Origin of the sequence: Pseudomonas wadenswilerensis (assembly GCF_900497695.1) — a bacterium.
GTDB classification, from domain to species: domain Bacteria; phylum Pseudomonadota; class Gammaproteobacteria; order Pseudomonadales; family Pseudomonadaceae; genus Aquipseudomonas; species Aquipseudomonas wadenswilerensis.
The window spans coordinates 345,339-367,802 of record NZ_UIDD01000008.1; the positions used below are offsets into that span (position 1 = coordinate 345,339).

Here is a 22,464-nt window from a genome sequence, read left to right on the forward strand (position 1 = left end):
CACCTTGCGGACATCACAACAACAACGAGGGACGCCGCATGCAGTCATTCAGTTTTGCTACCACCGCGCAGATCCTCTGCGAAGCCGGCGCCGCCTTGCGCCTGGCCAGCCTGTGCCGCGAACGCGGGGCGCGGGCGGTGTTGATCGTCACCGATCCGGGTATCGCCCGCCTGGGTTTGCTCGAGCCATTGCTGCCGGGTTTCGCGGCGCAGGGCCTGACTGTGGCGGTGTTCGACCAGGTGCTGGCCGACCCGCCGCAAGCCTGTGTGCTGGAGGTGGTGCTACAAGCGCGGGCGATGCAGGCCGACCTGATCGTCGGCTTTGGCGGCGGCAGTTCCATGGACGTGGCCAAGCTGGTGGCGCTGCTGGCGCACCCGCAGTGCTCGCAATTGCTCAGCGACATCTACGGCGTCGACCAGGCCCGTGGCCGGCGCCTGCCGTTGATCCAGGTGCCGACCACGGCGGGCACCGGCTCGGAAGTGACGCCGATCGCTATCGTCACCACCGGCGAGCACAGCAAGATGGGCGTGGTCTCGACCCTGTTGCTGCCGGACCTGGCGCTGCTCGATGCCGACCTGACCCTCGGCCTGCCGCCGGCGGTCACCGCCGCCACCGGCATCGACGCCATGGTCCACGCCATCGAGGCCTATACCAGCAAGCTCAAGCGTAATCCGCTGTCCAACCTGCTGGCCCGTGAGGCGTTGCAATTGCTGGCCGGCAATCTTGACGAGGCGGTGCACAACGGCCGCAACCGCGAGGCGCGCCAGGCCATGCTGCTCGGCGCTTGCCTGGCCGGCCAGGCCTTTGCCAACGCACCGGTGGCGGCGGTGCATGCGCTGGCCTATCCGCTGGGCGGGCATTTCCAGATCCCCCACGGGCTGTCCAATGCCCTGGTGCTGCCCCATGTGCTGCGCTTCAACGCCGAAGCGGCGGCGCCCTTGTATGCCGAGCTGGCGCCGCTGTTGCTGGGTGCGCGCTTGCAGGCAGGTGACGTAAACAGCCTCACTGCCCAGTTGATCAACGAGCTGGCTGAACTGAACCCACGCTGCGGCCTGCCGACGCGTTTGCGCGATGCCGGCGTGCCTGAGAGCAGTCTCGAACATCTGGCCCGCGACGCCATGCAACAGCAGCGCTTGCTGGTCAACAACCCGCGTGAGGTCAGCGAGGCCGATGCCCTGGCGATCTACCGGGAGGCGTTCTGATGGAGCACCCCGGGCGCGAGCACTTTCGCCACTTCCAGCCGATCACCACGCGCTGGCACGACAACGACCTCTATGGCCACGTCAACAACGTCGTCTACTACAGCTTCTTCGACAGCGCGGTGAACAGCTACCTGATCGAGCAGGGCGGGCTGGATATCCACCAGGGGGAAGTGATCGCCTTCGTGGTCAATTCCAGCTGCGACTACTTTGCCTCGATTGCCTTTCCGGAGTGCATCGAGGTGGGCCTGGCGGTGAGCAAGCTGGGCAACAGCTCGGTGCACTACACCCTGGGCATCTTCAAGGCCGGGCAGGCGCAGGCCTGCGCGGCGGGGCGCTTTGTCCACGTGTTCGTCGAGCGCGCGAGCAACCGCCCGGTCGCTATCCCTGAACCCCTGCGGGCGGCATTGAGCCGTTTGCGCTGTGACTGACTGGAGTGCTTTGCCATGCAAGATGCCGTAATTGTCTCGACCGCCCGCACGCCGATCGCCAAGGCCTTTCGCGGCGCCTTCAACGACTTCAAGTCGCCGTCGATGAGTGCCGTGGCCATTCGCGCGGCAGTCGAACGGGCCGGTATCGAACCCGGCGAGATCGACGACCTGGTGATGGGCACCGCCATGCAGAGCGGCACCGCCTCGACCAACCTGGCGCGTCTTTCAGCCCTGGCGGCCGGCTTGCCGCTATCGGTCAGCGGCCAGACCATCGACCGCCAGTGCGCCTCGGGGCTGATGGCGATATCGATTGCCGCCAAGCAGATCATGGTCGACGGCATGCAGGTGGCGATTGGCGCCGGCCAGGAGCAGATCAGCCTGGTGCAGACCGCCCATATGCAGGCGGCAGCGGTGGAGCAGGATGCCAGCGTAGTGCGCATGGCCGAGCATGCCTACATGCCGATGCTGCTCACTGCCGAGATCGTCGCCAAGCGCTACGGTATCAGCCGCGAAGCCCAGGACGCCTACAGCCTGCAGTCCCAGCAGCGCACGGCGGCGGCCCAGGCCGCGGGGTTGTTTGCCGATGAGATCGTGCCGGTCAGTGTGCGCAAGAAGGTGGTCGACAAGCTCAGCGGGGCGGTCACCTACCAGGACGTGCACCTGAGCCAGGATGAAGGCAACCGCCCGCACACCACCCTGGCCGACCTGCAAGGCCTGGCGCCCGTGCGCGAAGGCGGCTGCATCACCGCCGGCAACGCCAGCCAGTTGTCCGATGGTGCCAGCGCCAGCGTGCTGATGAGCGGGGCGCTGGCGGCGCGTGCCGGGGTCAGGCCGCTGGGCCTGTATCGCGGCATCGTCGTGGCCGGCCTGGCGCCGGAAGAGATGGGCATCGGCCCGGTGCTGGCGATCCCCAGGTTGCTGCGTCAGCACGGCCTGCGCGTCGATGATATCGGCCTGTGGGAAATCAACGAGGCCTTTGCCTGCCAGGTACTGTACTGCGCGCAGACCCTGGGCATCGATCCTGCGCGGCTCAACGTCAATGGCGGCGCCATCGCCATCGGTCATCCCTACGGCATGAGCGGCGCGCGCATGGTCGGCCATGCCTTGCTCGAAGGTCAGCGCCGTGGCGTCAAGTACGTGGTGGTGAGCATGTGCGTGGGCGGCGGCATGGGCGCCGCCGGTTTGTTCGAGGTGCTCTGAGGCCGTCAGCGCCCGCGGTAAGCCCCGGGCGCGCAGGCAAACCAGCGCAGGCAGGCGCGGTGAAAACTCTGCACGTCGCTGTAGCCGAGTTGATCGGCAATCTGCACCAGCTCCAGCTCGCTGCCCTGCAGCAGGTCTTCCGCGCGGTAGCGGCGGTACTCGTCCAGCAGCTCGGAATAACTCCAGCCCAGTGCCTTCAGGCGCCGGGCCGCGGTGCGTTCGAGCAGGTGCTGGCGGCTGCAGAAGGCCGGCCAGCGGTTGCTGTCGGCAAGGTTCACGGCCAGGTGATCGCTGGCCAGCTCCAGCAGCGTTGGCTGGCTGTTGCGTTGGGTCTGTTGCAGCAGTTCCACCAGCATCAGTTCCAGTGCCTGATTGCCGGGGGTCAGCGCTTGCTCGAACAGCTTTGGGTCAAGGCGGATGCCATGTTCAACGTGACCCCAGCTCACCGGCGCGCGCCAGGCGTGGGGGTGCACGCTGATGTCGGCCGGCGCCGGGTGGGCCAGTTCAATGGCCAGGATCGGGTCATGCTCCAGACCGCTGGCCAGCAGCTTGCGGCGCAGCAGGCTGCAGAGGCTGGTGAGCATGTAGTCGGTGATGGGTGCCGTGGCCTTGAGGCTGCCGCAATCCTCCAGGCACAGGCTGACCTGGCCATCACTGCGCTCGATGCGGGCGCGAAAATGACCGTTGAAAAACGGGAAGTATTCGACGAAGTAGGTGCAGGCGCTGTCCAGCGAGGCGGCGGCATCGAACAGGTAAGTCAGGCCATTGGTCGCGGTGGAGACGAACCGCCTGCCGGCAGTCAGGCCGACAAACGGGTCGCTGCTCTCGCTCAGGGCCAGGGTCCAGAAGCGCCGCGACAGCACCAGCGGCACACGCAGGAACGGTGTACGCATCTCGAACAGGCTGCGGCGGAACACGGCCTCGATCAGTTCCAGGGATACCCCGCGGCCCTGCAGCTCTTCGATGGCCGGCAGCAGGGTCGGGGCGTAGAACGCGTTGGGCGGCACGAGGGTCATGACGGGTTCACCTGCAGCTGTTGATCCACCTTGAAAATGGCTTCGATCATTGCCTGCGCTGCCGGTGTCAGGCTGTCGCCGGCGCGGCTGACAATGCCGTACTGCAACTGTAGATCAGGGTCGTCGGCATCCAGGTCGGCAAAGCTCAACAAGCGGATTTCACCGGCCTCGACCCGCTCGTGCAGGGCTTCGGCGGTGGCCAGGCCGATGGCGTCCGAGCGCATCACCACCCGACGTATGGCATCGAACTGCGCGCACTCGACGCTGGTGACAAAGTCCTGGGTACCCTGGGCGCGGGCGAGGATCTTGCGGATCATCGGCGGGATCCGCGTGCCGGCAATCGGGTAATCGAGCAGGGCGCTGAGCTGGAGCGGGCCACGCCCTGCCAGCGGGTGCCCGGCGCGGCAGAAGAAGCGCCCGCGCCGGGGCCGCAGGGCCTGCACCTGATAGCGCGGGTCGTCCTTGAAGTAGCGCGAGTCGGCGACCAGAAACTCGATCTGCTGCTCCTTGAGCCAACTGCCCAGTTGCTCCCAGTCACCCTGATGAAAACGTGCGCGCACCAGCGGGTGGTCGTGGATGAACTGCGCCAGCGCCTCGGGCACCAGCAACTGGGCCGGGTAGGGGCCGCTGCCGAAACTCAGCTCGCCGCCTTCCAGGCCGTTGTACTGTAGCAGCTCGTTGTGCAGGCTCTGGCTGCTGGCCAGCAGGCGCCGGGCGTGCTGCAGCACCAGTTGGCCCTGGCCGGTGAGGCGAAACTCGCGGCTGCCGCGCTCGACCAGGGCACAATCCAGATCGCGTTCCAGGGTCTGGATGCTGCGGCTGAACGCGGGCTGGCTGAGGTTGACGGCATCGGCGGCGCGCACGAAGCCACGGTAATCGGCCAGGGCCACGAAGTGGCGAAGTTGTCGAAGGTCCATCATGCGCCCCTTGCATGCAGCAGATACTTTTTATGCATTTGATCGATAGTGTAGCGGCTGGCATAACTCATGGCCTGATCATTTTGCGTGACGTGCCATGCTTGCTTCGCCTTTTGTTTGCGCCGCCTTGACCCGCACCCTGGTCGCTCACGCCCAGGGCTGCGGCCTGCCTGTGGATGTGCTGTTGCAGCGTGCCGGGCTCACGCCCACGCAGTTGCACGGGCACGGCCAGATCCCGGCCATGCAGGTCGAGCAGTTGCTGCTCGAATGTGAGCTCGCCGGGGCCGGGCGCGAGTTCGGCTGTGAGCTGGTGCCGGGCATGGCCACCCATTCGCTGCAGGGGCTGAACATACTGCTCGATTCGGCCGCCAGCGTGCGCGACAGCCTTGCCTGCTTTATCCGCTACCTGCCGCTGGTGACCAACTGTGTGCTGGTCAGCCTGGACGGTGCACAGCTGCACATGCGTCGCTATCAGCATCAACCGCATTACTACATGCTCGATGCTGCGGTGCTGAGTCTGGTGCGCAACATCGCCAGGCGTGCCGGGCGCACGCCGGCCCAGATGTTCACCCAGGTCAGCGTGTTGCCGCAGCAGGCGGCCGGGCGCTGGTTGCAGGACTGGGGGGTGGCGGTGGTCAGCGCTCAATGGCCGAGCCTGCAACTGGCGCCAGGCGCTCTCGAGCTGGACCTGCCCGGTGCCAATGCCTTCCTCCATCAGAGCATGCTGCGCCAGTGGCAAGGCGCCGGCATGAGCGAGGCGCGCGAAGACAGCCTGCAACTGGCGCGGCACTGGCTGGCCGCCGGTGACCAGCCCATCGAGCGGATTGCCGAGCGCCTCGGTTACCGTCAGCCGAGCAACTTCATCCGCGCCTTTCGCAAGCAGTTCGGCGTCACCCCCAAGCAGTTTCGCCTGAGCGCATTGCAGCCGGCCTAGGGCGACTTTTCATAGCGCGCGGATGATCGTTTTTTGTCGTGCGCCGCTTGCGCCTGGCGGCGGACGCTTGGGCATCTTGATCGAGCTTAATCCTCATGGAGCTCGATAATGACAACAACAAGCTCAACGCCGTCTCCCTGGCTACTGGCGGCACTGGCCTCCTTCGCCGTGCCTGCCCAGGCCAGCAGTTTTGATCTCAATGAAGACTGGAGCTTTACCACCCGCAGCACCCTGAGCCTGGGCAGCAGTTGGTCGACCCAAAGCCCCGACAAACACCTGATGACCCGCGGCAATGCCCTGCAGGCCCAAGGCGTGCATGCCGATGGCAGCGGGGTCAGCGCCGACGACAACCGGCTTAACTTCAAGAAAGGCGACCCGATCTCGCAGACCGTCAAGGGCCTGAGCGATTTCAGTCTCGACGGCCAGGGGCAGGGCGCCTTTGTGCGCCTGAAATACTGGTACGACCATGCCTATGAAACCCGCGACGGCCGCTTCAAGGATTTCGACGACAGTGGCTGGGATGACCTGGCCAAATTCCAGGGCCTGGAAGTGCTCGACGCCTACCTGTGGAAGGACGTCGAGCTGGCCGGCCATCCGCTGAGTTTCAAGCTCGGCAAGCAGGTGCTGTCGTGGGGCGAGGCGCTGCTGATCCAGAACGGCATCAACGTCATCAACCCGCTGGACATCACCGCCTTCAACCGCCCCGGGGTCGAGATCAAGGAAGGCCAGCTGCCGGTGGAGATGCTTTCGTTCAGCTTCGGTGTGTCCGACACCCTCAACCTCGAAGGCTTCTACCAGTACAACTGGCGCGCCAGCGTGCTGGACGGTTGCGGCACCTTCTTTGCCACAAGCGATGTGATTCAGCCAGGCTGCGGGCCGTTGTACCTGGGCCAGGTGCTCACCGACCCGCAGATGCAGGCCAGCGGCTTGTATGCCAGTTCACGGGGCAACGCGTCGCCGTCCGACAACGGCCAGTTCGGTTTCGCCCTGCGCCAGATGCTGCCGGCGCTCAACGACGCCGAGGCGGCGCTGTACTTCATCAACTACCACTCGCGCCTGCCGTACCTGACCGTCGATGCGCGCAACACCGCGCTGCCGGGGAATTTCCCCGGGGGCGGACAGGGGCCTTCGTATGCTGCGGCCTTCCCCGAGAACATCCGCCTGTACGGGGTGAGCATCAACGGTGTCGAGCCCAGCAGCGGGGTGTCGCTGGCGGCCGAGCTCAGCTATCGGCCCAACATGCCGCTGAGTTTCAACGCCCCGGATGTCACCACGGCGGTGGTCTCCGGTGCTGCCGGCAACGCGTGGGTAGCACTGCCCGAGGGCTTCAACAATCGCGCAGGTGATCGCTTCGATGGCTGGGAGCGAAAAGGCGTGTGGCAAGTGACCACCTCGGCAACCCAGGCCATCGACAACGTGCTGGGTGCCACCCGCCTGAGCCTGTTCGGTGAAGTCGGCGTGGTGCACATCGACGGCCTCGGTGATGAGCGCCTGGGCCGTAATGCCGCCTTTGGCCGCAGCGCGCCGCGCAATGGCAGCGCGTGCAACACCGTTGCCTCCGGAGTGACCAACCGCTACTGCACCGACAAGGGCTTTGCCACCGATTGGTCCTGGGGTTATCGCCTGCGCGCCAGCCTTGAATACAGCGATGTGCTGCCGGGGGTCAACCTGATCCCGGCGGTCAACTGGCGGCATGACGTCGAGGGCTATTCCTACGACCCGCTCGGGCCATTCCAGGAAGGCCAGCAGGCCCTGGGGCTGAGTCTTACCGCCAACTACCTCAACGACTACAGCGTAGAACTGGCCTACAACAGCTTCTTCGGTTCCAACGACTACAGCACCCTCGATGACCGCGATTTTGCCTCGGTCAGCTTCAAGGTCGATTTCTAAGGAGAACAATAAAAATGCGTATTCATCCCCTGTTGTTAGCCCTGACCTGCGTCAGCGCCCTGGCCCAGGCCAAGAGCAACGACCTCGGCCTCTTGGACAAGACGCTCACGCCGATGGGCTCGGAGCGCGCCGGCAATGCCGACGGCAGCATCCCGGCCTGGACCGGCGGCCTCGACAAAGCGGCCGGGAGCCTGGATGGCAACGGCGGCTACAGTGACCCGTTCGCCAGTGAAAAGCCGCTGTTCACCATTACCGCGCAGAACCTCGGGCAGTACCAGGCGGCGCTGAGCCCCGGCCAGCTGGCGATGTTCAAGCGCTACCCGGACAGTTACCAGATGCCGGTGTACCCCAGCCACCGCAGCGCCCGTTTGCCGGCGCCGATCCTCGCCGATAGCCGCACCAACGCCGGCAAGACCACCCTGGCCGACGGCGGCAACGGCTTGCATGATTACGCCCGTGGGATTCCGTTCCCGCTGCCGACCGAAGGCATGGAAGTGATGTGGAACCACATGACCCGTTGGCGTGGCGGCAGCTACGAGCGCTTCAGCAGTATTGCCCTGGTACGTGAGAATGGTGCGGTCAGCTATATCCGCGCGCAGTCGCTGGTGAGTTTCGCCGAAGCGGTGACGGGGCTTGAGCCCAATGCCAACGTGCTGTTCATGTTCAAGAGCCGGGTGCTGGAGCCGGCGCGCCTGGCGGGCGAGACCGTGCTGGTGCATGAGCCGGTTGACCAGGTGGTCGAGCCGCGTGCCGCCTGGCAGTACCTGCCGGCGCAACGCCGGGTGCGTCGCGCGCCGATGCTGGCGTATGACAACAGTGCGCGCTACAGCAACGGCCTGATCACGGCCGACAACATCGATGGTTTCAATGGTGCGCCGGACCGTTTTGACTGGAAACTGATCGGCAAGCAGGAGCTGTACATTCCCTACAACAGTTATCGCCTGGGCAGTCGTTCATTGAAACTCGATGAACTGGTCAAGCCCAACCACATCAACCCGGCGTATACCCGTTATGAGAAGCATCGGGTGTGGGTGGTTGAAGCCACGCTCAAACCGGGGGCGCGGCATATCTACAGCAAGCGCCGGTTTTATGTGGACGAAGACAGCTGGCAGATCGCCCAGGTGGACCAGTACGACAGCCGTGGCGAGTTGTGGCGCAGTTCCGAACTGCATGCGATCCAGCACTATGATCATGACTTTACCTACAACGTGCTGGAAACCTCGTACGACCTGATTTCGGGGCGGTACTACGCGGGTGGCTTGAGCAACGAAGAGAAGGCGCCGATGCGGGTGGGGTTTACTGCCAAGACCGATGACTACACGCCTTCGGAATTGCGTCGCTGGGCCAAGTGAAGCACGAGCCCTTCAGGCTCGATCGCCGGCAAGGCCGGCTCCCACAGGTCCGGCGTACACAGATCCACTGTGGGAGCTGGCTTGCCAGCGATGAGGCCGGTCCAGCCAGCACATCAGGTGCTGGCAGGATTACGACCCCTGCGCGCTCGATCGCCGGCAGGTCCGGCGTACACAGATCCACTGTGGGAGCTGGCTTGCCAGCGATGAGGCCAGTCCAGCCAGCACATCAGTGTTGCCTGGATTACGACCGCTGCGCGCTCGATCGCCGGCAAGTCCGGCTCCCACAGGTCCGGCGTACACAGATCCACTGTGGGAGCTGGCTTGCCAGCGATGAGGCCAGTCCAGCCAGCACATCAGTGTTGCCTGGATTACGACCCCTGCGGGCTCGATCGCCGGCAAGTCCGGCTCCCACAAGTCCGGCGTATACAGATCCACTGTGGGAGCTGGCTTGCCAGCGATGAGGCCGGTCCAGCCAGCACATCAGGTGCTGGCAGGATTACGACCCCTGCGGGCTCGATCGCCGGCAAGGCCGGCTCCCACAGGTCCGGCGTACACAGACCCACTGTGGGAGCTGGCTTGCCAGCGATGAAGCCGGTCCAGTCAGCACATCAGGTGCTGGCAGGATTGCGACCCCTGCGGGCTCGATCGCCGGCAAGTCCGGCGTACACAGATCCACTGTGGGAGCTGGCTTGCCAGCGATGAGGCCAGTCCAGTCAGCACATCAGGTGCTGGCAGGATTGCGACCCCTTCGGGCTCGATCGCCGGCAAGTCCGGCTCCCACAGGTCCGGCGTACACAGATCCACTGTGGGAGCTGGCTTGCCAGCGATGAGGCCGGCCCAGACAGCACATCAGTGTTGCCTGGATTACGACCCCTGCGCGCTCGATCGCCGGCAAGGCCGGCTCCCACAGGTCCGGCGTACACCGATCCATTGTAGGAGCGGGCTTGACCCGCGATGAGGCCCTCAAGGCGTGACGATATTGAACTGCGGGCTGAAGCTGTCGAGGGTGCTCAGCAACTCGGCGATTTTCTTGCCGTTGCCTTCGACCTTGATCAAGCCCTTTTGCATCGCCGTCGGGAAGTCCAGCTGCTTGAGGCTGATCTGCTCAAGCGTCGCCTTGTTCATGCTCAAGCTCGCATCAGCCTTGGGGTTCAAACCCGCACGATGGGTCAGCACGCCGTTGCGCAAGGTCAGGTTGAAGGCCTGATCCGGCTCGGTGAAGCTCCAGTTCAGGTTCAGGTCATGGCCCACCGCCTTGTCGACATCGACCCGCACCGCCATGTAGTCGAAGAACATGTCCGCAGTCAGCGCCCGCACCATGTCCACCGACACCGAACTGCCCGCCTGGCTCGGCACACCATTGCGCAACTCCATGGCACCGGTCAGGTACATGTTGCGCCAGGTGGCGTTCTCGCTCTGGTAACCCAGCTGTTCCATCGCCTCAGCCTGCACGCTACGTGCCCGGGCATTGTCCGGCTGGGCAAACAGCAGCTGGTTGCCCAGTTGCACCGCCCAGCGATACTCACCCTTGTCCATTGCCGCACGCACCTTGGCCAGCACCGCCTCGCCACCGCCCATGGCCTCGACATAGTGCTGGGCGCTCTCGACCGGCGGCAACGGGTTGAGGTTGGCCGGGTTGCCGTCGTAAAAGCCCATGTAGCGCTGGTACACCGCCCGCGCGTTGTGGCTCAGAGAGCCGTAGTAGCCACGGGTGTACCACTTCTTCGCCAGCTCCCCGGGCAGGGTCTGCATGTTCTGCGCGATCTCCATCGGCGTCAGGCCCTGGTTGAGCAGGTGCAGGGTGCGGTCGTTGAGGAAGGCATACATGTCGCGCTGGTCGGCGATCAGCGTGCGCACCTGTTCAGCGCCCCAGGTCGGCCAGTTGTGCTGGCCGAAGAGCACTTCGGTCTTGTCGCCGTAACGCGTCAGGCTGGCGTCCAGGTACTGTGACCAGGCCTTGGCATCGCGCACCTGGGCGCCGCGCGGGGTGAGGATGTTGTGCATGGTCTGCGAGGCGTTTTCGGCAATGCCCAGGGCCTTGAACTGCGGCAGGTACAGGTTCATTTCCGCCGGTGCTTCGGTGCCAGGGGTCAATTGGAATTCAAGCTCGATGCCCGCCACGGTGCGGGTCTCGTACGGCTCGCTGATCAGGTCGCTGGGCTCGATCAGGGTGATGCTGCCGCCGGTGGCCAACGCCTTGCCGATCCCGGTGTCGACCTGGCCCTGGGCGCCGCGCGGCAGGTACAGACCGAACTGGTACTGGGCGCGACGGCTCATGGCGTTGCCGGCGTAGACGTTCTCGCTCATCACGTGTTCCATGAAGCCGCTGGGGGCGAACACCTTGACCTTGCCGGCCTTGACGTCGGCCTCGTCGATCACCCCGCGCACGCCGCCAAAATGATCGGTATGGCTGTGGCTGTAGATCACCGCCACCACCGGTTTGCGCGGGCGGTTCTGGTAGTACAGCTGCAGCGCGGCGCGGGCGGTTTCGGCGGTGGTCAGCGGGTCGATGATGATCAGCCCGTCGTCGCCTTCGATGAGGGTCATGTTGGCCAGGTCCAGGCCACGCACCTGGTACAGCCGCGGCGCTACTTCGAACAAGCCAGCGTGGGCGTTGAGCTGGGCCAGGCGCCAGAGGCTGGGGTTGACGCTGTCGGGGCGGTCTTGCGCGGCGAGGAATTTATAGCCCTCAAGGTTCCACACCGGTTTGCCGGCGGCATCGCTGACCTGGCCGTCGAACGGCGCGATCAGGCCGCGGGTGACTGCTTCGTAATCGGCGCGGTCGCTGAAGGGCAGTTGCGTCAACACGGCGGCATTGCTGCTGCGGGTCTGTTCGCTGGCACCAACCGGTGCCTGGGCGGCATGCAGGGTCTGGCTCAGGCAGGCGGCAGCAATCAGGCTGGCCAGGCGCGTACGCGGGTGCAGGGGTAGGCAGGGCATGGCAACTCCATTTTTTGTCGTTATGGCACACGGCTTCGAGGCTAAGGCTCGGCCCTGGCCCGGCAACAAGCCGTGGACGACAAAATCCATGCAGGCCCTGCTCAGGGCGCTGCGCCGCCCTGGCGTTCAGCCACTGCACGCAAGGTGCGCAAGGAGATGACAGGTGCATCGAGGACGAACTGGTTGGCCAGCCACGAGGGGATGTCCCCGGCCGGGTCGGCCTGTAGTTCGTAGGTCACTTCGGTGAGCTGTTCGCCCTTGGGCACGAAGGTCCACAGGCCCTTGAGCTGGCGCACGCGGATCTGCCCCGGTACATGCTTGACCATGCCGGGCACGGCCTTGAGACGACGCACCAGGCTGCCGTCGTCGCGGCGCTCGCTCTGCACCTGGATCACCATGTCCCGGGTGCTGGCCGGCCAGGGCAGGGCAGTGGTCAGGTAGACCCAGGTGCTGTCGCCATCGACCTTGAGCAGGCGCATGTCGGCGCAGCCGTACAGCCATTTGCAGGCGACCCGCAGGTTCTCCTGCAGGTCGCTGAGGGTGGGCACGCTGGCCTTGATCAGCGCGACGCCGCGAAACTGCTGGTACCGGGAGCCCGGCACGTCGCTGAGGTAGACCTGAATGCCGTCGTCGTCCTGCACCAGATGCCAGGATTCGGCCGCGCTGGCGCAGGTGCTGACGGCCAGCAACGCACAGAGAGCAAAGCGAAGGCTCATGAACGGTTCCATTACCGGGCAAATGTTCAGAGCATAGTGCCTGGCGTCAGATCTGGCTGGACATGGGCTGCACTCAGGGCAGGACCGACACCGGGTAGACCGCGTCAGCCACGTTCAGCGGCTTGGGGATCAGGCCCAGGCCCTGGAAGGTGTCGGCGAGCTTCTGCTGTTCGGCGGTGATCTTCGCGTCGATGGCCACGGCGTTGTAGTTGCGGCGCTCGCTGGCTACCTGCAGCACGTCGGCGCCGATACCCAGTTGCGGCGCCAGCAGGGCGGCGACTTCGTCGGGCTGCTGGTTGGCCCAGCTGCTGACCTTGGCCAATTCGCTGAAGAAGGTTGTCAACAGCGCGCGGTTGTCGTCGGCAAAGGCCGCCGACGACAGGTAGAAGGTGCGGTTATTGGACAGCCCGCTGCCGTCGCGCAGGTTCTTCAGGCCCGGCTGTTTTTCCGCGGCGGCGAGGAAGGGGTCCCAGAGGGTAACGGCCTGGACGCTACCCGACTGCAGTGCGGCCACGGCGTCGGCGGCATTGTTGACGTAGGCCGGGGTGATGTCCTTGTAGCTCAGGCCGGCGTCCTGCAGGGCCACGGCCAGCAGGTACTGGGCGTTCCAGCCGCGCCCGGTGGCCACGCGCTGGCCCTTGAGGGCGGCGACGTTGGCGATGTGGTCCTGCTCGCGCACCACCAGGCCGATGCCTTTGGGGTAGGGCTGCTCGGCAGCCAGGTACACCACCGGCTTGCCGGCGGCCTGGGCAAACACCGACGGCGCATCGGCGGCATGACCAAGGTCGATGGCGCCGGTGCTCAAGGCTTCGAGCAGTTGTGGGCCGGCGGCGAATTCGTACCAGCTGACGTTCACCCCTTGCGGTGCCAGGGCTTTTTCCAGGGCGCCGCTGCCTTTGAGGATGTTGATGCTGTTGAACTTCTGGTAGCCGATGCGCAGGGTTTTGCTCGGTTCGGCATGGGCCAGCGGGCCGGGCAGCAGCAGCGCGGCGAAGGCGGCAAACAGGCCGCCGGTAAGCAGGCGACGCAGGGGGGAATGGGGCGTGTGCGACATGGGCGGACTCCTGGGATTCAAGGGCAAGGCATGCCCGAAAATATAAGGAGCCCGGCCAGGCCCTTCAATTTTTTTATTCCAAATAGTTAGATTGTTTAGTTATTTTTATATCCTTTTATTCCTGTGGGAGCGGGCTTGCCCCGCGATTGCGATATGACTGACAGACCGCTATCGCGGGGCAAGCCCGCTCCTACAGGGTTAAAACTGCCATTGCACGCCCAGCGAGTAGCCGGCCTGATTGCCCTCGCTGTGGGCAAAGCGGCTGTTGACCTCGGCAAACACCCCCAGCTGCTCGGTGAACATCAACTGCGCACCCAACTGCGCGCGGCCAAAGTCCTTGTCGACACTGCCCATGTCCGCCACCCGCACGCGGCCGTCGGCATTGCTGGTCAGGTCGATCTCATCCAGGCGGCCATCGGCCAGTTCGCGGACCCAGCGCACGCTGGCGTAGGGCTGCAGGGCCATGTTCGCGCCCAGGCCGACGCTGCCATGCAGGCGCCAGCCGAGGCTGGCTTCGAGGGCGTCGTAGTTCTGCTTCTCGTAGCCCAGGGCGGTGCGCAGGCTTTCGTCTTCGTGGAAGTCGTCGATGCGGTAGTGCATGTAGTCCAGGCCCGCGACCGGGCCGGTCTTCAAGGCGCCGAAGCTGAAGTCGTAACCGCCGTCCACCCGCGCGCCCCAGAACCACGCCGAGGTGTCGCCGCTCAGGCGCTGGTCGAGCAGCACCGGGCCGTTGCTGGCCTGGATGTACACCGAACGCTTGCTATCAAAGCGGGTATGCCCGGCACTCAGCTCGCCGGCCAGCCATTGCGGGCCGCCATCGTTGAGCAGGGCGAACAGCCCGGCCTGCCAGGCGTCGCCTTCGATGCGCCCGCCATGGTCGAGGGAATCGCGGCTGCGCTGGAAGCTCAGGCTGGCGCCGACGGTGAGGGCTTCGTTGAGGCGGTAGTCCCCGACACCATAGACCCCCACGCGTTTCGACTCCGGATTGCCCGGCGCATCGAAGCCGCTGTCAGGCGAAACCTCGCCTTCCACACCCACCTCACCGTCAAAACTGCCGACCGCCCGTGAGGCGTCCAGCAGGCTCAGCCATCGGCGGTCATGCAGGCGGGTCAGGGCCTGGTGCTGACGTTGCAACTGGTCTTCCATCTGCCGGGCCATGGCCCCGCCGGAAGCAGTGGCGGCGAGCAGGTCGGCGTTGGTCAGCTCCAGCACCAGGCGGGTCAGCAGCCGCGAGAAGTCGCTCAAGCGCTGGTCGATGCGCTGCTGGCCGAAGGCGTTGGTCAGCACCTGTTGGTTGTCTTCGGCCGGGTCGTGCCAGGTCGAGCCGCCGGGGATCGCCGGGTTGTCGGTCTGCTCGTAGCCGTCCAGCTCGCCCAGCTCCCAGTTGGTCGCTTCGATGAACAGCACCGGCACGTTGAGGTCCTTGAAACTTTCACCGTCGCTGCAGCAGCCGGTGCCGGCCGGGTACGCGGGGTTGAGGCCAGGGTTGGTGAACAGCGGGATGTTCATCTCCTGGGCGATGCGCAACAGCTGGTCGCGGTAGGCACCCAGGGCCGGGTTGGCAACGCTGTTGCTGGCGGCGTGGGCGTACATCTTGTCGCCGGTGATCAGGCTGTCGAGGTTGATCATGCCCAGCAGGTTGGCGCGCTGGCTGTCGCTCAACGAGGCGACGTAGGCACGCGAACCGCGCAGGCCTTCTTCCTCGGCACCAAAACCGACCACTTCCAGGCCGTTCTCCAGGGCCACGCCGCCGAGGTTGCGGGCGATCTCGGTGAGTACCGCAGCGCCCGAGGCATTGTCGTCCAGGCCTTGCAGGGTGGGGCGGCCGAAGTAGGTGTCGTAGTGGGCGCCGAGCACCACGTAGGTGCTGTTCTGGCCCGGGGCTGAAGCGATGACGTTCTGCGAGCTGCGGTTGCCGGCCCAGGTGAAGTCCTGGCGACGGGTCTGGTAGCCGTAGCCCAGTTGCGCTTGCATCAGGGCGGTAGCACCTTCGAAACTGGCGGTACCCCGGTAACGCCCGGGGTAGTCGTTGATCAGACGGTCCAGGGTCTGACCGGCATACTCGCCATATTCGTAGGCGCTGGCGCCGGATGACAACATTGCACAACCCAGGCTTACAGCGACTGCTAACGGTTTGAACACGGCACTTTTCCTTATGTGTCGTTACGAAAGGCGCATCATAGGATGCGCCGCGTCGCAGCAAGCAGGATGTGTACCGTTTTGTGACTGATGTAGGAAATTAACGGCATGAAGGTTCAGATCAAACCTGCACTTGAGCGTGAAAAACAACACTTTGAGGCGATGCTTCCGGAGTATTTGCGCGAACTCGGTGTCGACGGGGACTACCCTTATTTACCGCTCTACTGGCAGGAGCCAGGGCGATTTGCCTACCTGCTGCTGGTTGAGGACGAAATAGCAGGGTTTGCCCTGGTTCGCCAGCAGCCAGAGCGCGCGGTGTACGAACTGGCCGAGTTCTATGTCGTCAGTGCCTATCGCCTGGCAGGAGTCGGCCATGCTGCGGCGCAGGGGCTGTTCGATTTGCACCGTGGCCCGTGGGAGCTATCGGTACTGGCGGACAACCTCGCCGGCCTGCGCTTCTGGCCAAGGGTCTTGCCGGCGGGGGCACATGCGCAAACCATTGAGACGCCCGAAGGGGTGCAATACACCCAGTTCGGGTTTGTCAGTGTTTAGCCGGCCAACTGGGCCAGCAGTGCGGCGATCGCCACCTTGGCCACCTGCGCATCCTGCTCGGACTTGACCCCGGAGACGCCGACCGCGCCGATCACCTGGCCATCGACCAGCAGCGGTACGCCGCCTTCCAGGGTGGCGTTGAGCACAGGCACCGAGAGAAAGGCCGTGCGCCCGCCGTTGACGATGTCTTCATAGACCTTGCTTTCCTTGCGCCCGAGGGCTGCGGTGCGGGCCTTTTCCTGGGCGATGTAGGCGCTGATCGGCGGGCAGCCGTCCAGGCGTTCCAGGGCCAGTGGGTGGCCGCCGTCATCGACCACGGCGATGCTCACCGCCCACTGGTTGGCCTGGGCTTCGGCGCGGGCGGCGGCAAGCAGTTGCGCGACTTCCTGTTGGGTCAGTACGGCTTTGCTGAGCATGGGGGAGGGCTCCACGAATGATGGGCGGGACGGGATGCATCACTATTACCGTAGACGTTGCCGGATGTTTCTTGTCACTGCCTGCGACAACAGGCCGCACCCCGTAAATACTGGGATACAGACGTACGGGTCGCTGCGCGCTGGAACCTGCGTCCACCGCCATGACAAAATGCGAAGGTTTCTCGACATGCCCTCTATCCAGGGGCTGGCACCTTCCCAAAAGGATGGTTACATGACTGATTTACTGACCCGGCGCCAGGTTGTTGCCGGGATCAGCCTGCTGGGCCTCGGCGCCCTTGCAGGTTGCGACCCCCGTTCCGGAGGCGCGCTGGACTTCAAGTACGGCAAGGACATGAGCAACAAGATCCTCGGCCGTTCGTTCAAGCTCAAGGATACCCAAGGCAACGTCCGAACCCTGTCGAGTTTCTGGGGTTCGATGCCGATGGTGTTCTTCGGTTTCACCCAGTGCCCGGCGGTGTGCCCGACCACCCTGGCGCGCGCGGCGCAGATCAAGAAGCTGATGGGCCGCGACGCCGGCTTCTTGCAGGTGGTGTTCATCAGCCTCGACCCCGAGCGCGATACCCCCGAGGTGCTCGACGCCTACGTCAAGGCGTTCGACCCGTCGTTCGTGGCGTTGTCCGGCACCCTTGAAGAAACCGCGGCGGCAGCCCGGGAGTTCGGGGTGTTCTACGAGAAGGTGCCAGCCGGCGATACCTATACCATCTCGCACACCTCGACCAGCTACGTCTTCGATTCCCGCGGCCAGCTGCGCCTGGGCCTGTCCCATTCGCTCAATGCAAAAGAGTGCGCAGAAGACCTGCTCACTGTCATGGAGGTGTGTTAATGCTTCGCAACCCTGTCAAGCGTACCCTGGCCGCGCTGGCCCTGATCGGCCTCGCCTTGCCGGCCATGGCTGAAACCACCGTCAGCGACGCCTGGGCGCGGGCCACCGTGCCACACCAGAAGTCCAGCGGTGCCTTCATGATCCTCACTGCCAGCACTGACAGCAAGCTGCTCAGCGTGGCCTCGCCGGTGGCCAGGACCGTGCAGGTGCACCAGATGACCATGGAAAATGACGTGATGAAAATGGGCGAGGTCGACAGTGTGCCGCTGCCGGCAGGCAAGGCAGTGAGCCTCGACCCTAACGGTTATCACGTGATGCTCATGGACCTGAACCAGCAGCTCAAGGAAGGCGAGCAGGTACCGCTGACCCTGGTGGTCGAGGATGCCAAGGGCGTCAAGCAGAGCATTGAAGTGAAGGCGCCGGTGCGGGCGCTGAATGCTGAAGCCATGTCGGGCCACCAGCACATGCATTGATCGCCGCCACGCGCTCGACAACAAGCCAGGCTGCAGTCAAGAACCGCAGCCTGGCTTTTTTGTGCGTGACGTCAAAATATTTAAATCGTAATAGTATTTAATTCGCAATTACAAATCGTTACCATTTGCGCCCCTTTACAATCTTTACAAAAAAAGGAACGCATGGTGGCTCTTTCGCGCATTCACCCGGCTTCTCTCTCCGTGCTCGGTGTCCTGGTCGTTCCAGCGCTGCACGCTGAAACCCTGGCTATTCCGGCAACCTCGGTCAACAGCAACTATGAAGAACAAAGCTACAAGGCCAGTGAAAGCCGCAGTGCGCTGAAAATCGACGCGCCACTGCGCGATATTCCGCAAACCGTCAACGTCGTGCCGCAAAGCGTGATCAAGGATCAGGGCGCGCAATCGATGGAGGATGTGCTGAAGAACGTGCCGGGTATCGGCCTGTCCAACGGTGACGGCCAGCGCGACCAGGTGACGATTCGCGGTTTCAGTGCCATTGGCGACATGTATGTCGATGGCATGCGCGACGACGCCCTGTATTACCGCGATCTGTCCAATGTCGAGCGGGTCGAGGTGGTCAAGGGCCCGGCGGCCGTGCTCTATGGCCGTGGCTCCTCCGGCGGCCTGATCAACAGCGTGAGCAAGAAGCCCACCTTCAACCCGGTGCAGGAAGTGGGGGTCAGCTTCGACAGCGAGGGCAAGCGCCGTACCCAGTTCGACACCGGCTGGGCCGACCAGCAGCAGGGTGACAAGGCGTTTCGCCTGACCGGCGCCCTGGAAGACAGCGACACCTTCCGCGACGATGGCTACATCGACCGCAAGGCCCTGGCACCCTCGGCCTACTTCAAGCTGTCCGATGACCTGGAACTGAACCTGGGCGCGACCTACCTGTACGACAAGCGCCTGATCGATTTCGGCATCCCGGCCCTGGGCAAGCGCCCGGTCGATGTCGATCGCGACAAGCGCTTCGGCGCCGGCGACCCGGATGACGATTACGCCCGCAGCGAGGTGTTTTCCTTCAGCGCCGGCGTCGACTACCGGATCAATGACAGCTTCACCCTGAGCAACACCAGCCGCTACTACCACTACGACCTGGACCGCAACAACACCTTGGCTGATTCCAGCCCGACCCGCTTCGTCACCGCTGCCAATGGTGAACTGCTGGTCAAGCTCAATCGCGGCAACGTGCAACGCACCGAAGACGGCTGGTTCAACCAGACCGAGCTCAAGCAGCAGGCCGTGCTGGCCGGCATGAACCACAACCTGTTGTACGGCGTGGAGCTCGGCCGTCAGGTCAAGGACCAGAGTGTGTTCAGCCAGAACAACGTGGCCCAGGTGCCGGTGTTCCGCGACGGCCTGGTCGATGTGCCGTTCCAGGCCAACCGCCAGACCGCCAAGGGCACCACCACCCAGGACACCGCAGGTTTCTACGTACAGGACCTGATTGAGCTGGCGCCGCAGTGGAAGGCCCTGCTCGGGGTGCGTTACGACGTGTTTGACCAGGAGTACGCCGACGACCTGACCCGCACCGACCTGTCGCGTACCGACACCACCTGGAGCCCGCGCATCGGCCTGGTCTACCAGCCGGACGCGATCCAGTCCTATTACGTGTCGGTCAGCCGCTCCTACCAACCTTCGTCGGAAGTGTTCGCCCTCAGTGCCGGCAACCAGGGCCTGGAACCGGAAGAGACCACCAACTACGAAATCGGCGCCAAGTGGGACTTGCTCGACAGCCGCCTGGCACTGACTGCGGCCTTGTTCCGCCTGGAACGCACCAACATGAAAACCACCGACCCGGCCAACCCGGCGCAGCTGGTGCTGGCGGGTGAGCAACGTACCGACGGCTTCGAAGCGACGCTGAGCGGGCAACTGACGGACAAGTGGCAGGTCTACGGCGGCTTTGCCTTCCTCGATGCCGAAATCACCAAGTCCACCAGCCGCACCAACGGCGTGGCCAACGAAGGCCAGACCCCGACCCTGACCCCGCGCACCAGCGCCAACCTGTGGCTGGTGCGCTCGTTGACCGAACACTGGCGTGTGGGCATGGGCGCCAACTATGTGGACGAGCGCTATACCGCGCTGGATAACGTCGTGGTGATGCCGTCCTACACCACCGTGGACGCTGCACTGCTGTACAACCAGCCGAAGTGGGACATGGCCCTGCGCCTGCGTAACGTCTTTGACCGCGACTACTACGCCTCGGCCCACGGCTCGGTGGACCTGATCACCCCCGGGGCGCCTCGGACCCTGGAGCTGAGCACCAACTACCGCTTCTGACGCCAGTGCCGGGGCAGCGCAGCAGCGGCTGCGTTGCCCCGTTTCAACGCTGGCGCCGCCGGCCGGTGAGCATCGACAGCGGCAGGTTCTCCTTCAGCCGCCAGCTCTCGAACAGCGCCGCCGCAATGTGCAGGCACACCAGCGCCAGCAGGACGTCGGCCATCAACTCATGGATATCGCGCAGGCCGTCTTCACCCCAGAAGTAATAGATCTCTTCCATCATGAAACCGCTGACGCCAAGGCCGGCCATCAGCAGCAACATCAGTACCATCACCAGTGCGCCCAACGGCGAATGCCCGAGGCGGTGGCAGTTTTCGCCGCGGTACAACGCCTGCAGGTGCCACTGCAGTCGCGTTGGCGTCGGCCAGAAGTCCGCCCAGCGCGCCGCCGGGGTGCCGACAAAGCCCCATACGCTACGTAGCAGCACGATCGCCAGGCCGTAATAGCCCAGCCAGCGGTGCCAGCCGTCGCCTTCTTCAGTGAGAAAATAACCGCCGACAAACACCACCACCAGCGACCAGTGGCACAGGCGCACCACCGGGTCCCAGAGGCGCAGGCTATCGCCGCTCACTTCAGTCGATCTCTTCCTTCACCTTTTTGCCGGTGACCGGATCGAAGTAGATCTCGACTTTTTTACCGTCCTTGTTCTTGCCGTAGATCTCGTAGCAGTTGCCATCGGTGACCTTGAACTTCTTGATCTCGTAGCCCTGTTTTTTCAGTTCTTCCTGGAAGTTGTTCTGGTCTTGCCATTGCACCTTGTCGGCGGTGCTGCATTCGGTCTTGGCCAGAACGGCCGGGCTTACGACGAGCAATGAGACCAGTAGAAGCTGACGCATGACGAGTCCTCGGGTTGTCGAACAGGGGTTGCCGATTGAGCTTATGCCAGGGTTGGCGACTTCGCTAGCGCCTCGTCCAGCAGCTCGATCCAGTGGCGCACCGGCGTGCGTCCGGCGCCGTCGAGGTGGGTCTGGCAGCCGATGTTGGCAGTGACGATCAGGTCCGGCTGGCCGCTTTCCAGGGCATCGAGCCTGTTGTCGCGCAACTGCCTGGCCAACGTCGGCTGGGTCAGCGAATAGGTGCCGGCCGAGCCGCAGCACAGGTGGCCGTCGGGCACGTTGCTGAGGTTGAAACCCAGGCGCTTGAGCAGGGCTTCGACGCTGCCGCCAAGCTTCTGCGCATGCTGCAAGGTGCATGGGCAATGCACCGCCAGCAGCTGGCCGCTGTGGCAGGCCAGTGGTTCCAGGGGTTCGACGCTGATGACCTCGACCAGGTCCCTGGCCAGTTCGCTGACCCGCCGGGCTTTGGCGGCGTACTGCGCATCGCCCTGCAGCAGCTTGGCGTACTCCTTGACGAAGGCGCCACAACCGCTGGCCGTCTGCACGATGGCTTCGGCACCGGCCTCGATGGCCGGCCACCAGGCGTCGATGTTGCGCCGGGCGCGCTCAAGGCCGCTGGCTTGTGCATCCAGGTGATAGTCGACAGCACCGCAGCAGCCGGCCTGGGGCGCCGCGGTGACGCTGATGCCCAGGCGATCGAGCACCCGCGCCGTGGCGGCGTTGGTGTTGGGTGACAGGGTCGGTTGCACGCAGCCTTCGAGCAGCAGTACGCGCCGGGGATGGCGGGGCTGTGGACGGGGTTGCGCGCGGGGCACCGAGCGCGGCAGCTTGGCCTTGAGCGGTGCCGGCAGCAGGCTGTCGACGCTGCGTCCCAGCTGCACCAGGCGCTTGAAGGTCGCCGGGTGGCTGGCCAGGTTGCGCAGCCCACGGCGCAAGGCCCGTTGCAGGGGCGGGCGAGGCACGGCCTGATCGACCACGGCGCGGCCGATATCCAGCAGGTTGTGGTAATCGACGCCGGACGGGCAGGTGGTTTCGCAGTTGCGGCACGACAGGCAACGGTCCAGGTGCAGTTGGGTCTTGGCACTGGCGGGGTGGCCTTCGAGCACCTGCTTGATCAGGTAGATGCGTCCGCGCGGGCCGTCCAGCTCGTCGCCGAGCAGTTGGTAGGTCGGGCAGGTGGCATTGCAGAAGCCGCAGTGCACGCAGGTGCGCAGGATGCTTTCGGCTTCTTCGGCGCGGGCCAGGCGTTTGGCGGCATCGCTCAAGGTGGTTTGCATG

General features: G+C 64.6%; 20 protein-coding genes. 10 read left to right on the forward strand and 10 right to left on the reverse strand.

The window, feature by feature from the left end; translation table 11 throughout:
- The first annotated feature begins 38 nt into the window (after positions 1–38).
- The 3 genes from CCOS864_RS17050 to CCOS864_RS17060 are packed head-to-tail and all read left to right on the forward strand — an operon-like array spanning position 39 to position 2,830.
- A complete protein-coding gene (locus tag CCOS864_RS17050) occupies positions 39–1,202 on the forward strand; it encodes an iron-containing alcohol dehydrogenase (protein ID WP_115087521.1) in 1,164 nt (387 codons plus the stop codon).
- Positions 1,202–1,630: an acyl-CoA thioesterase gene (locus CCOS864_RS17055; RefSeq protein ID WP_115087522.1), complete on the forward strand. Its 429-nt coding sequence runs from the start codon at positions 1,202–1,204 to the stop codon at positions 1,628–1,630. The genes CCOS864_RS17050 and CCOS864_RS17055 overlap by 1 nt, the downstream gene beginning before the upstream one ends.
- A 15-nt stretch (positions 1,631–1,645) precedes the next feature.
- Positions 1,646–2,830 carry an acetyl-CoA C-acyltransferase gene (locus CCOS864_RS17060; RefSeq protein ID WP_115087523.1) on the forward strand — a complete coding sequence of 395 codons (1,185 nt, stop codon included), beginning with the start codon at positions 1,646–1,648 and terminating at the stop codon, positions 2,828–2,830.
- Between the two features lie 5 nt (positions 2,831–2,835).
- Here CCOS864_RS17060 and CCOS864_RS17065 read toward each other — a convergent pair whose 3' ends face one another.
- Both CCOS864_RS17065 and CCOS864_RS17070 read right to left on the reverse strand, forming a co-directional pair.
- The gene (locus CCOS864_RS17065; RefSeq protein ID WP_115087524.1) at positions 2,836–3,846 is read right to left on the reverse strand and encodes an AraC family transcriptional regulator; all 1,011 of its coding nucleotides are present in this window, start codon (positions 3,844–3,846) and stop codon (positions 2,836–2,838) included.
- The gene (locus CCOS864_RS17070; RefSeq protein ID WP_115087670.1) at positions 3,843–4,763 is read right to left on the reverse strand and encodes a LysR family transcriptional regulator; all 921 of its coding nucleotides are present in this window, start codon (positions 4,761–4,763) and stop codon (positions 3,843–3,845) included. The genes CCOS864_RS17065 and CCOS864_RS17070 overlap by 4 nt, the downstream gene beginning before the upstream one ends.
- Before the next feature lie 97 nt (positions 4,764–4,860).
- Here CCOS864_RS17070 and CCOS864_RS17075 point away from each other — a divergent pair, with 97 nt between their 5' ends.
- From CCOS864_RS17075 to CCOS864_RS17085, 3 genes are all read left to right on the forward strand, one after another.
- On the forward strand, positions 4,861–5,697 hold the full coding sequence (locus tag CCOS864_RS17075; RefSeq protein ID WP_115087525.1) for an AraC family transcriptional regulator: 837 nt from the start codon (positions 4,861–4,863) through the stop codon (positions 5,695–5,697).
- Between the two features lie 108 nt (positions 5,698–5,805).
- On the forward strand, positions 5,806–7,587 hold the full coding sequence (locus tag CCOS864_RS17080; RefSeq protein ID WP_115087526.1) for a DUF1302 domain-containing protein: 1,782 nt from the start codon (positions 5,806–5,808) through the stop codon (positions 7,585–7,587).
- Positions 7,588–7,601: 14 nt separating this feature from the next.
- The gene (locus tag CCOS864_RS17085; protein ID WP_115087527.1) at positions 7,602–8,939 is read left to right on the forward strand and encodes a DUF1329 domain-containing protein; all 1,338 of its coding nucleotides are present in this window, start codon (positions 7,602–7,604) and stop codon (positions 8,937–8,939) included.
- A 963-nt stretch (positions 8,940–9,902) separates the two neighbouring features.
- Here the strand turns inward: CCOS864_RS17085 and CCOS864_RS17090 are convergent.
- The 4 genes from CCOS864_RS17090 to CCOS864_RS17105 all read right to left on the reverse strand — a co-directional run bounded on the left by CCOS864_RS17090 (position 9,903) and on the right by CCOS864_RS17105 (position 15,791).
- The gene (locus CCOS864_RS17090) at positions 9,903–11,879 is read right to left on the reverse strand and encodes an alkyl/aryl-sulfatase (protein WP_115087528.1); all 1,977 of its coding nucleotides are present in this window, start codon (positions 11,877–11,879) and stop codon (positions 9,903–9,905) included.
- A gap of 101 nt (positions 11,880–11,980) precedes the next feature.
- Complete coding sequence (locus CCOS864_RS17095) at positions 11,981–12,595, reverse strand: START domain-containing protein (RefSeq protein WP_115087529.1); 615 nt, start codon at positions 12,593–12,595, stop codon at positions 11,981–11,983.
- A gap of 73 nt (positions 12,596–12,668) precedes the next feature.
- Positions 12,669–13,649, reverse strand: coding sequence for an aliphatic sulfonate ABC transporter substrate-binding protein (locus tag CCOS864_RS17100; RefSeq protein WP_115087530.1), 981 nt, complete (start codon positions 13,647–13,649; stop codon positions 12,669–12,671).
- Between the two features lie 198 nt (positions 13,650–13,847).
- Positions 13,848–15,791, reverse strand: a complete 1,944-nt coding sequence (locus tag CCOS864_RS17105) for an autotransporter outer membrane beta-barrel domain-containing protein (RefSeq protein ID WP_115087531.1) — start codon at positions 15,789–15,791, stop codon at positions 13,848–13,850.
- A gap of 105 nt (positions 15,792–15,896) precedes the next feature.
- Between CCOS864_RS17105 and CCOS864_RS17110 the strand changes: the two genes are divergently transcribed.
- Positions 15,897–16,340, forward strand: coding sequence for a GNAT family N-acetyltransferase (locus CCOS864_RS17110; protein WP_115087532.1), 444 nt, complete (start codon positions 15,897–15,899; stop codon positions 16,338–16,340).
- Here CCOS864_RS17110 and CCOS864_RS17115 read toward each other — a convergent pair.
- Positions 16,337–16,756, reverse strand: a complete 420-nt coding sequence (locus tag CCOS864_RS17115; protein ID WP_115087533.1) for a heme-binding protein — start codon at positions 16,754–16,756, stop codon at positions 16,337–16,339. The genes CCOS864_RS17110 and CCOS864_RS17115 overlap by 4 nt on opposite strands.
- 232 nt (positions 16,757–16,988) lie before the next feature.
- Here CCOS864_RS17115 and CCOS864_RS17120 point away from each other — a divergent pair, with 232 nt between their 5' ends.
- From CCOS864_RS17120 to CCOS864_RS17130, 3 genes are all read left to right on the forward strand, one after another.
- Positions 16,989–17,600: an SCO family protein gene (locus CCOS864_RS17120; protein WP_036996237.1), complete on the forward strand. Its 612-nt coding sequence runs from the start codon at positions 16,989–16,991 to the stop codon at positions 17,598–17,600.
- Positions 17,600–18,073, forward strand: coding sequence for a copper chaperone PCu(A)C (locus CCOS864_RS17125; protein ID WP_115087534.1), 474 nt, complete (start codon positions 17,600–17,602; stop codon positions 18,071–18,073). Before CCOS864_RS17120 ends, CCOS864_RS17125 begins: the two co-directional genes overlap by 1 nt.
- Positions 18,074–18,235: 162 nt before the next feature.
- Entirely contained in the window at positions 18,236–20,350 is a 2,115-nt protein-coding gene (locus CCOS864_RS17130) for a TonB-dependent receptor (RefSeq protein ID WP_115087535.1), read from the forward strand.
- Positions 20,351–20,393: 43 nt separating this feature from the next.
- On the opposite strand, the gene CCOS864_RS17135 is transcribed toward CCOS864_RS17130, so the two are convergent.
- Genes CCOS864_RS17135 through glcF form a run of 3 tightly spaced genes read right to left on the reverse strand, consistent with a single transcriptional unit; the run spans position 20,394 to position 22,463 of the window.
- Positions 20,394–20,921, reverse strand: a complete 528-nt coding sequence (locus CCOS864_RS17135) for a cytochrome b/b6 domain-containing protein (RefSeq protein ID WP_115087536.1) — start codon at positions 20,919–20,921, stop codon at positions 20,394–20,396.
- A 1-nt stretch (position 20,922) separates the two neighbouring features.
- Positions 20,923–21,186 carry a PepSY domain-containing protein gene (locus CCOS864_RS17140; RefSeq protein WP_115087537.1) on the reverse strand — a complete coding sequence of 88 codons (264 nt, stop codon included), beginning with the start codon at positions 21,184–21,186 and terminating at the stop codon, positions 20,923–20,925.
- Between the two features lie 41 nt (positions 21,187–21,227).
- Positions 21,228–22,463, reverse strand: a complete 1,236-nt coding sequence (gene glcF, locus CCOS864_RS17145) for a glycolate oxidase subunit GlcF (RefSeq protein ID WP_115087538.1) — start codon at positions 22,461–22,463, stop codon at positions 21,228–21,230.
- Between the last annotated feature and the right edge of the window lies 1 nt (position 22,464).

Excerpts from the sequence above, each read along its gene's own strand:
- CCOS864_RS17080 (WP_115087526.1), top strand. The coding sequence starts at position 5,806 with ATGACAACAACAAGCTCAACGCCGTCTCCCTGGCTACTGGCGGCACTG.
- CCOS864_RS17115 (WP_115087533.1), bottom strand. The coding sequence starts at position 16,756 with ATGCTCAGCAAAGCCGTACTGACCCAACAGGAAGTCGCGCAACTGCTT.
- CCOS864_RS17100 (WP_115087530.1), bottom strand. The coding sequence starts at position 13,649 with ATGTCGCACACGCCCCATTCCCCCCTGCGTCGCCTGCTTACCGGCGGC.
- CCOS864_RS17110 (WP_115087532.1), top strand. The coding sequence starts at position 15,897 with ATGAAGGTTCAGATCAAACCTGCACTTGAGCGTGAAAAACAACACTTT.
- CCOS864_RS17060 (WP_115087523.1), top strand. The coding sequence starts at position 1,646 with ATGCAAGATGCCGTAATTGTCTCGACCGCCCGCACGCCGATCGCCAAG.
- glcF (WP_115087538.1), bottom strand. The coding sequence starts at position 22,463 with ATGCAAACCACCTTGAGCGATGCCGCCAAACGCCTGGCCCGCGCCGAA.
- CCOS864_RS17120 (WP_036996237.1), top strand. The coding sequence starts at position 16,989 with ATGACTGATTTACTGACCCGGCGCCAGGTTGTTGCCGGGATCAGCCTG.
- CCOS864_RS17070 (WP_115087670.1), bottom strand. The coding sequence starts at position 4,763 with ATGGACCTTCGACAACTTCGCCACTTCGTGGCCCTGGCCGATTACCGT.
- CCOS864_RS17125 (WP_115087534.1), top strand. The coding sequence starts at position 17,600 with ATGCTTCGCAACCCTGTCAAGCGTACCCTGGCCGCGCTGGCCCTGATC.
- CCOS864_RS17095 (WP_115087529.1), bottom strand. The coding sequence starts at position 12,595 with ATGAGCCTTCGCTTTGCTCTCTGTGCGTTGCTGGCCGTCAGCACCTGC.
- CCOS864_RS17130 (WP_115087535.1), top strand. The coding sequence starts at position 18,236 with ATGGTGGCTCTTTCGCGCATTCACCCGGCTTCTCTCTCCGTGCTCGGT.
- CCOS864_RS17075 (WP_115087525.1), top strand. The coding sequence starts at position 4,861 with ATGCTTGCTTCGCCTTTTGTTTGCGCCGCCTTGACCCGCACCCTGGTC.
- CCOS864_RS17090 (WP_115087528.1), bottom strand. The coding sequence starts at position 11,879 with ATGCCCTGCCTACCCCTGCACCCGCGTACGCGCCTGGCCAGCCTGATT.
- CCOS864_RS17065 (WP_115087524.1), bottom strand. The coding sequence starts at position 3,846 with ATGACCCTCGTGCCGCCCAACGCGTTCTACGCCCCGACCCTGCTGCCG.
- CCOS864_RS17085 (WP_115087527.1), top strand. The coding sequence starts at position 7,602 with ATGCGTATTCATCCCCTGTTGTTAGCCCTGACCTGCGTCAGCGCCCTG.
- CCOS864_RS17140 (WP_115087537.1), bottom strand. The coding sequence starts at position 21,186 with ATGCGTCAGCTTCTACTGGTCTCATTGCTCGTCGTAAGCCCGGCCGTT.
- CCOS864_RS17050 (WP_115087521.1), top strand. The coding sequence starts at position 39 with ATGCAGTCATTCAGTTTTGCTACCACCGCGCAGATCCTCTGCGAAGCC.
- CCOS864_RS17055 (WP_115087522.1), top strand. The coding sequence starts at position 1,202 with ATGGAGCACCCCGGGCGCGAGCACTTTCGCCACTTCCAGCCGATCACC.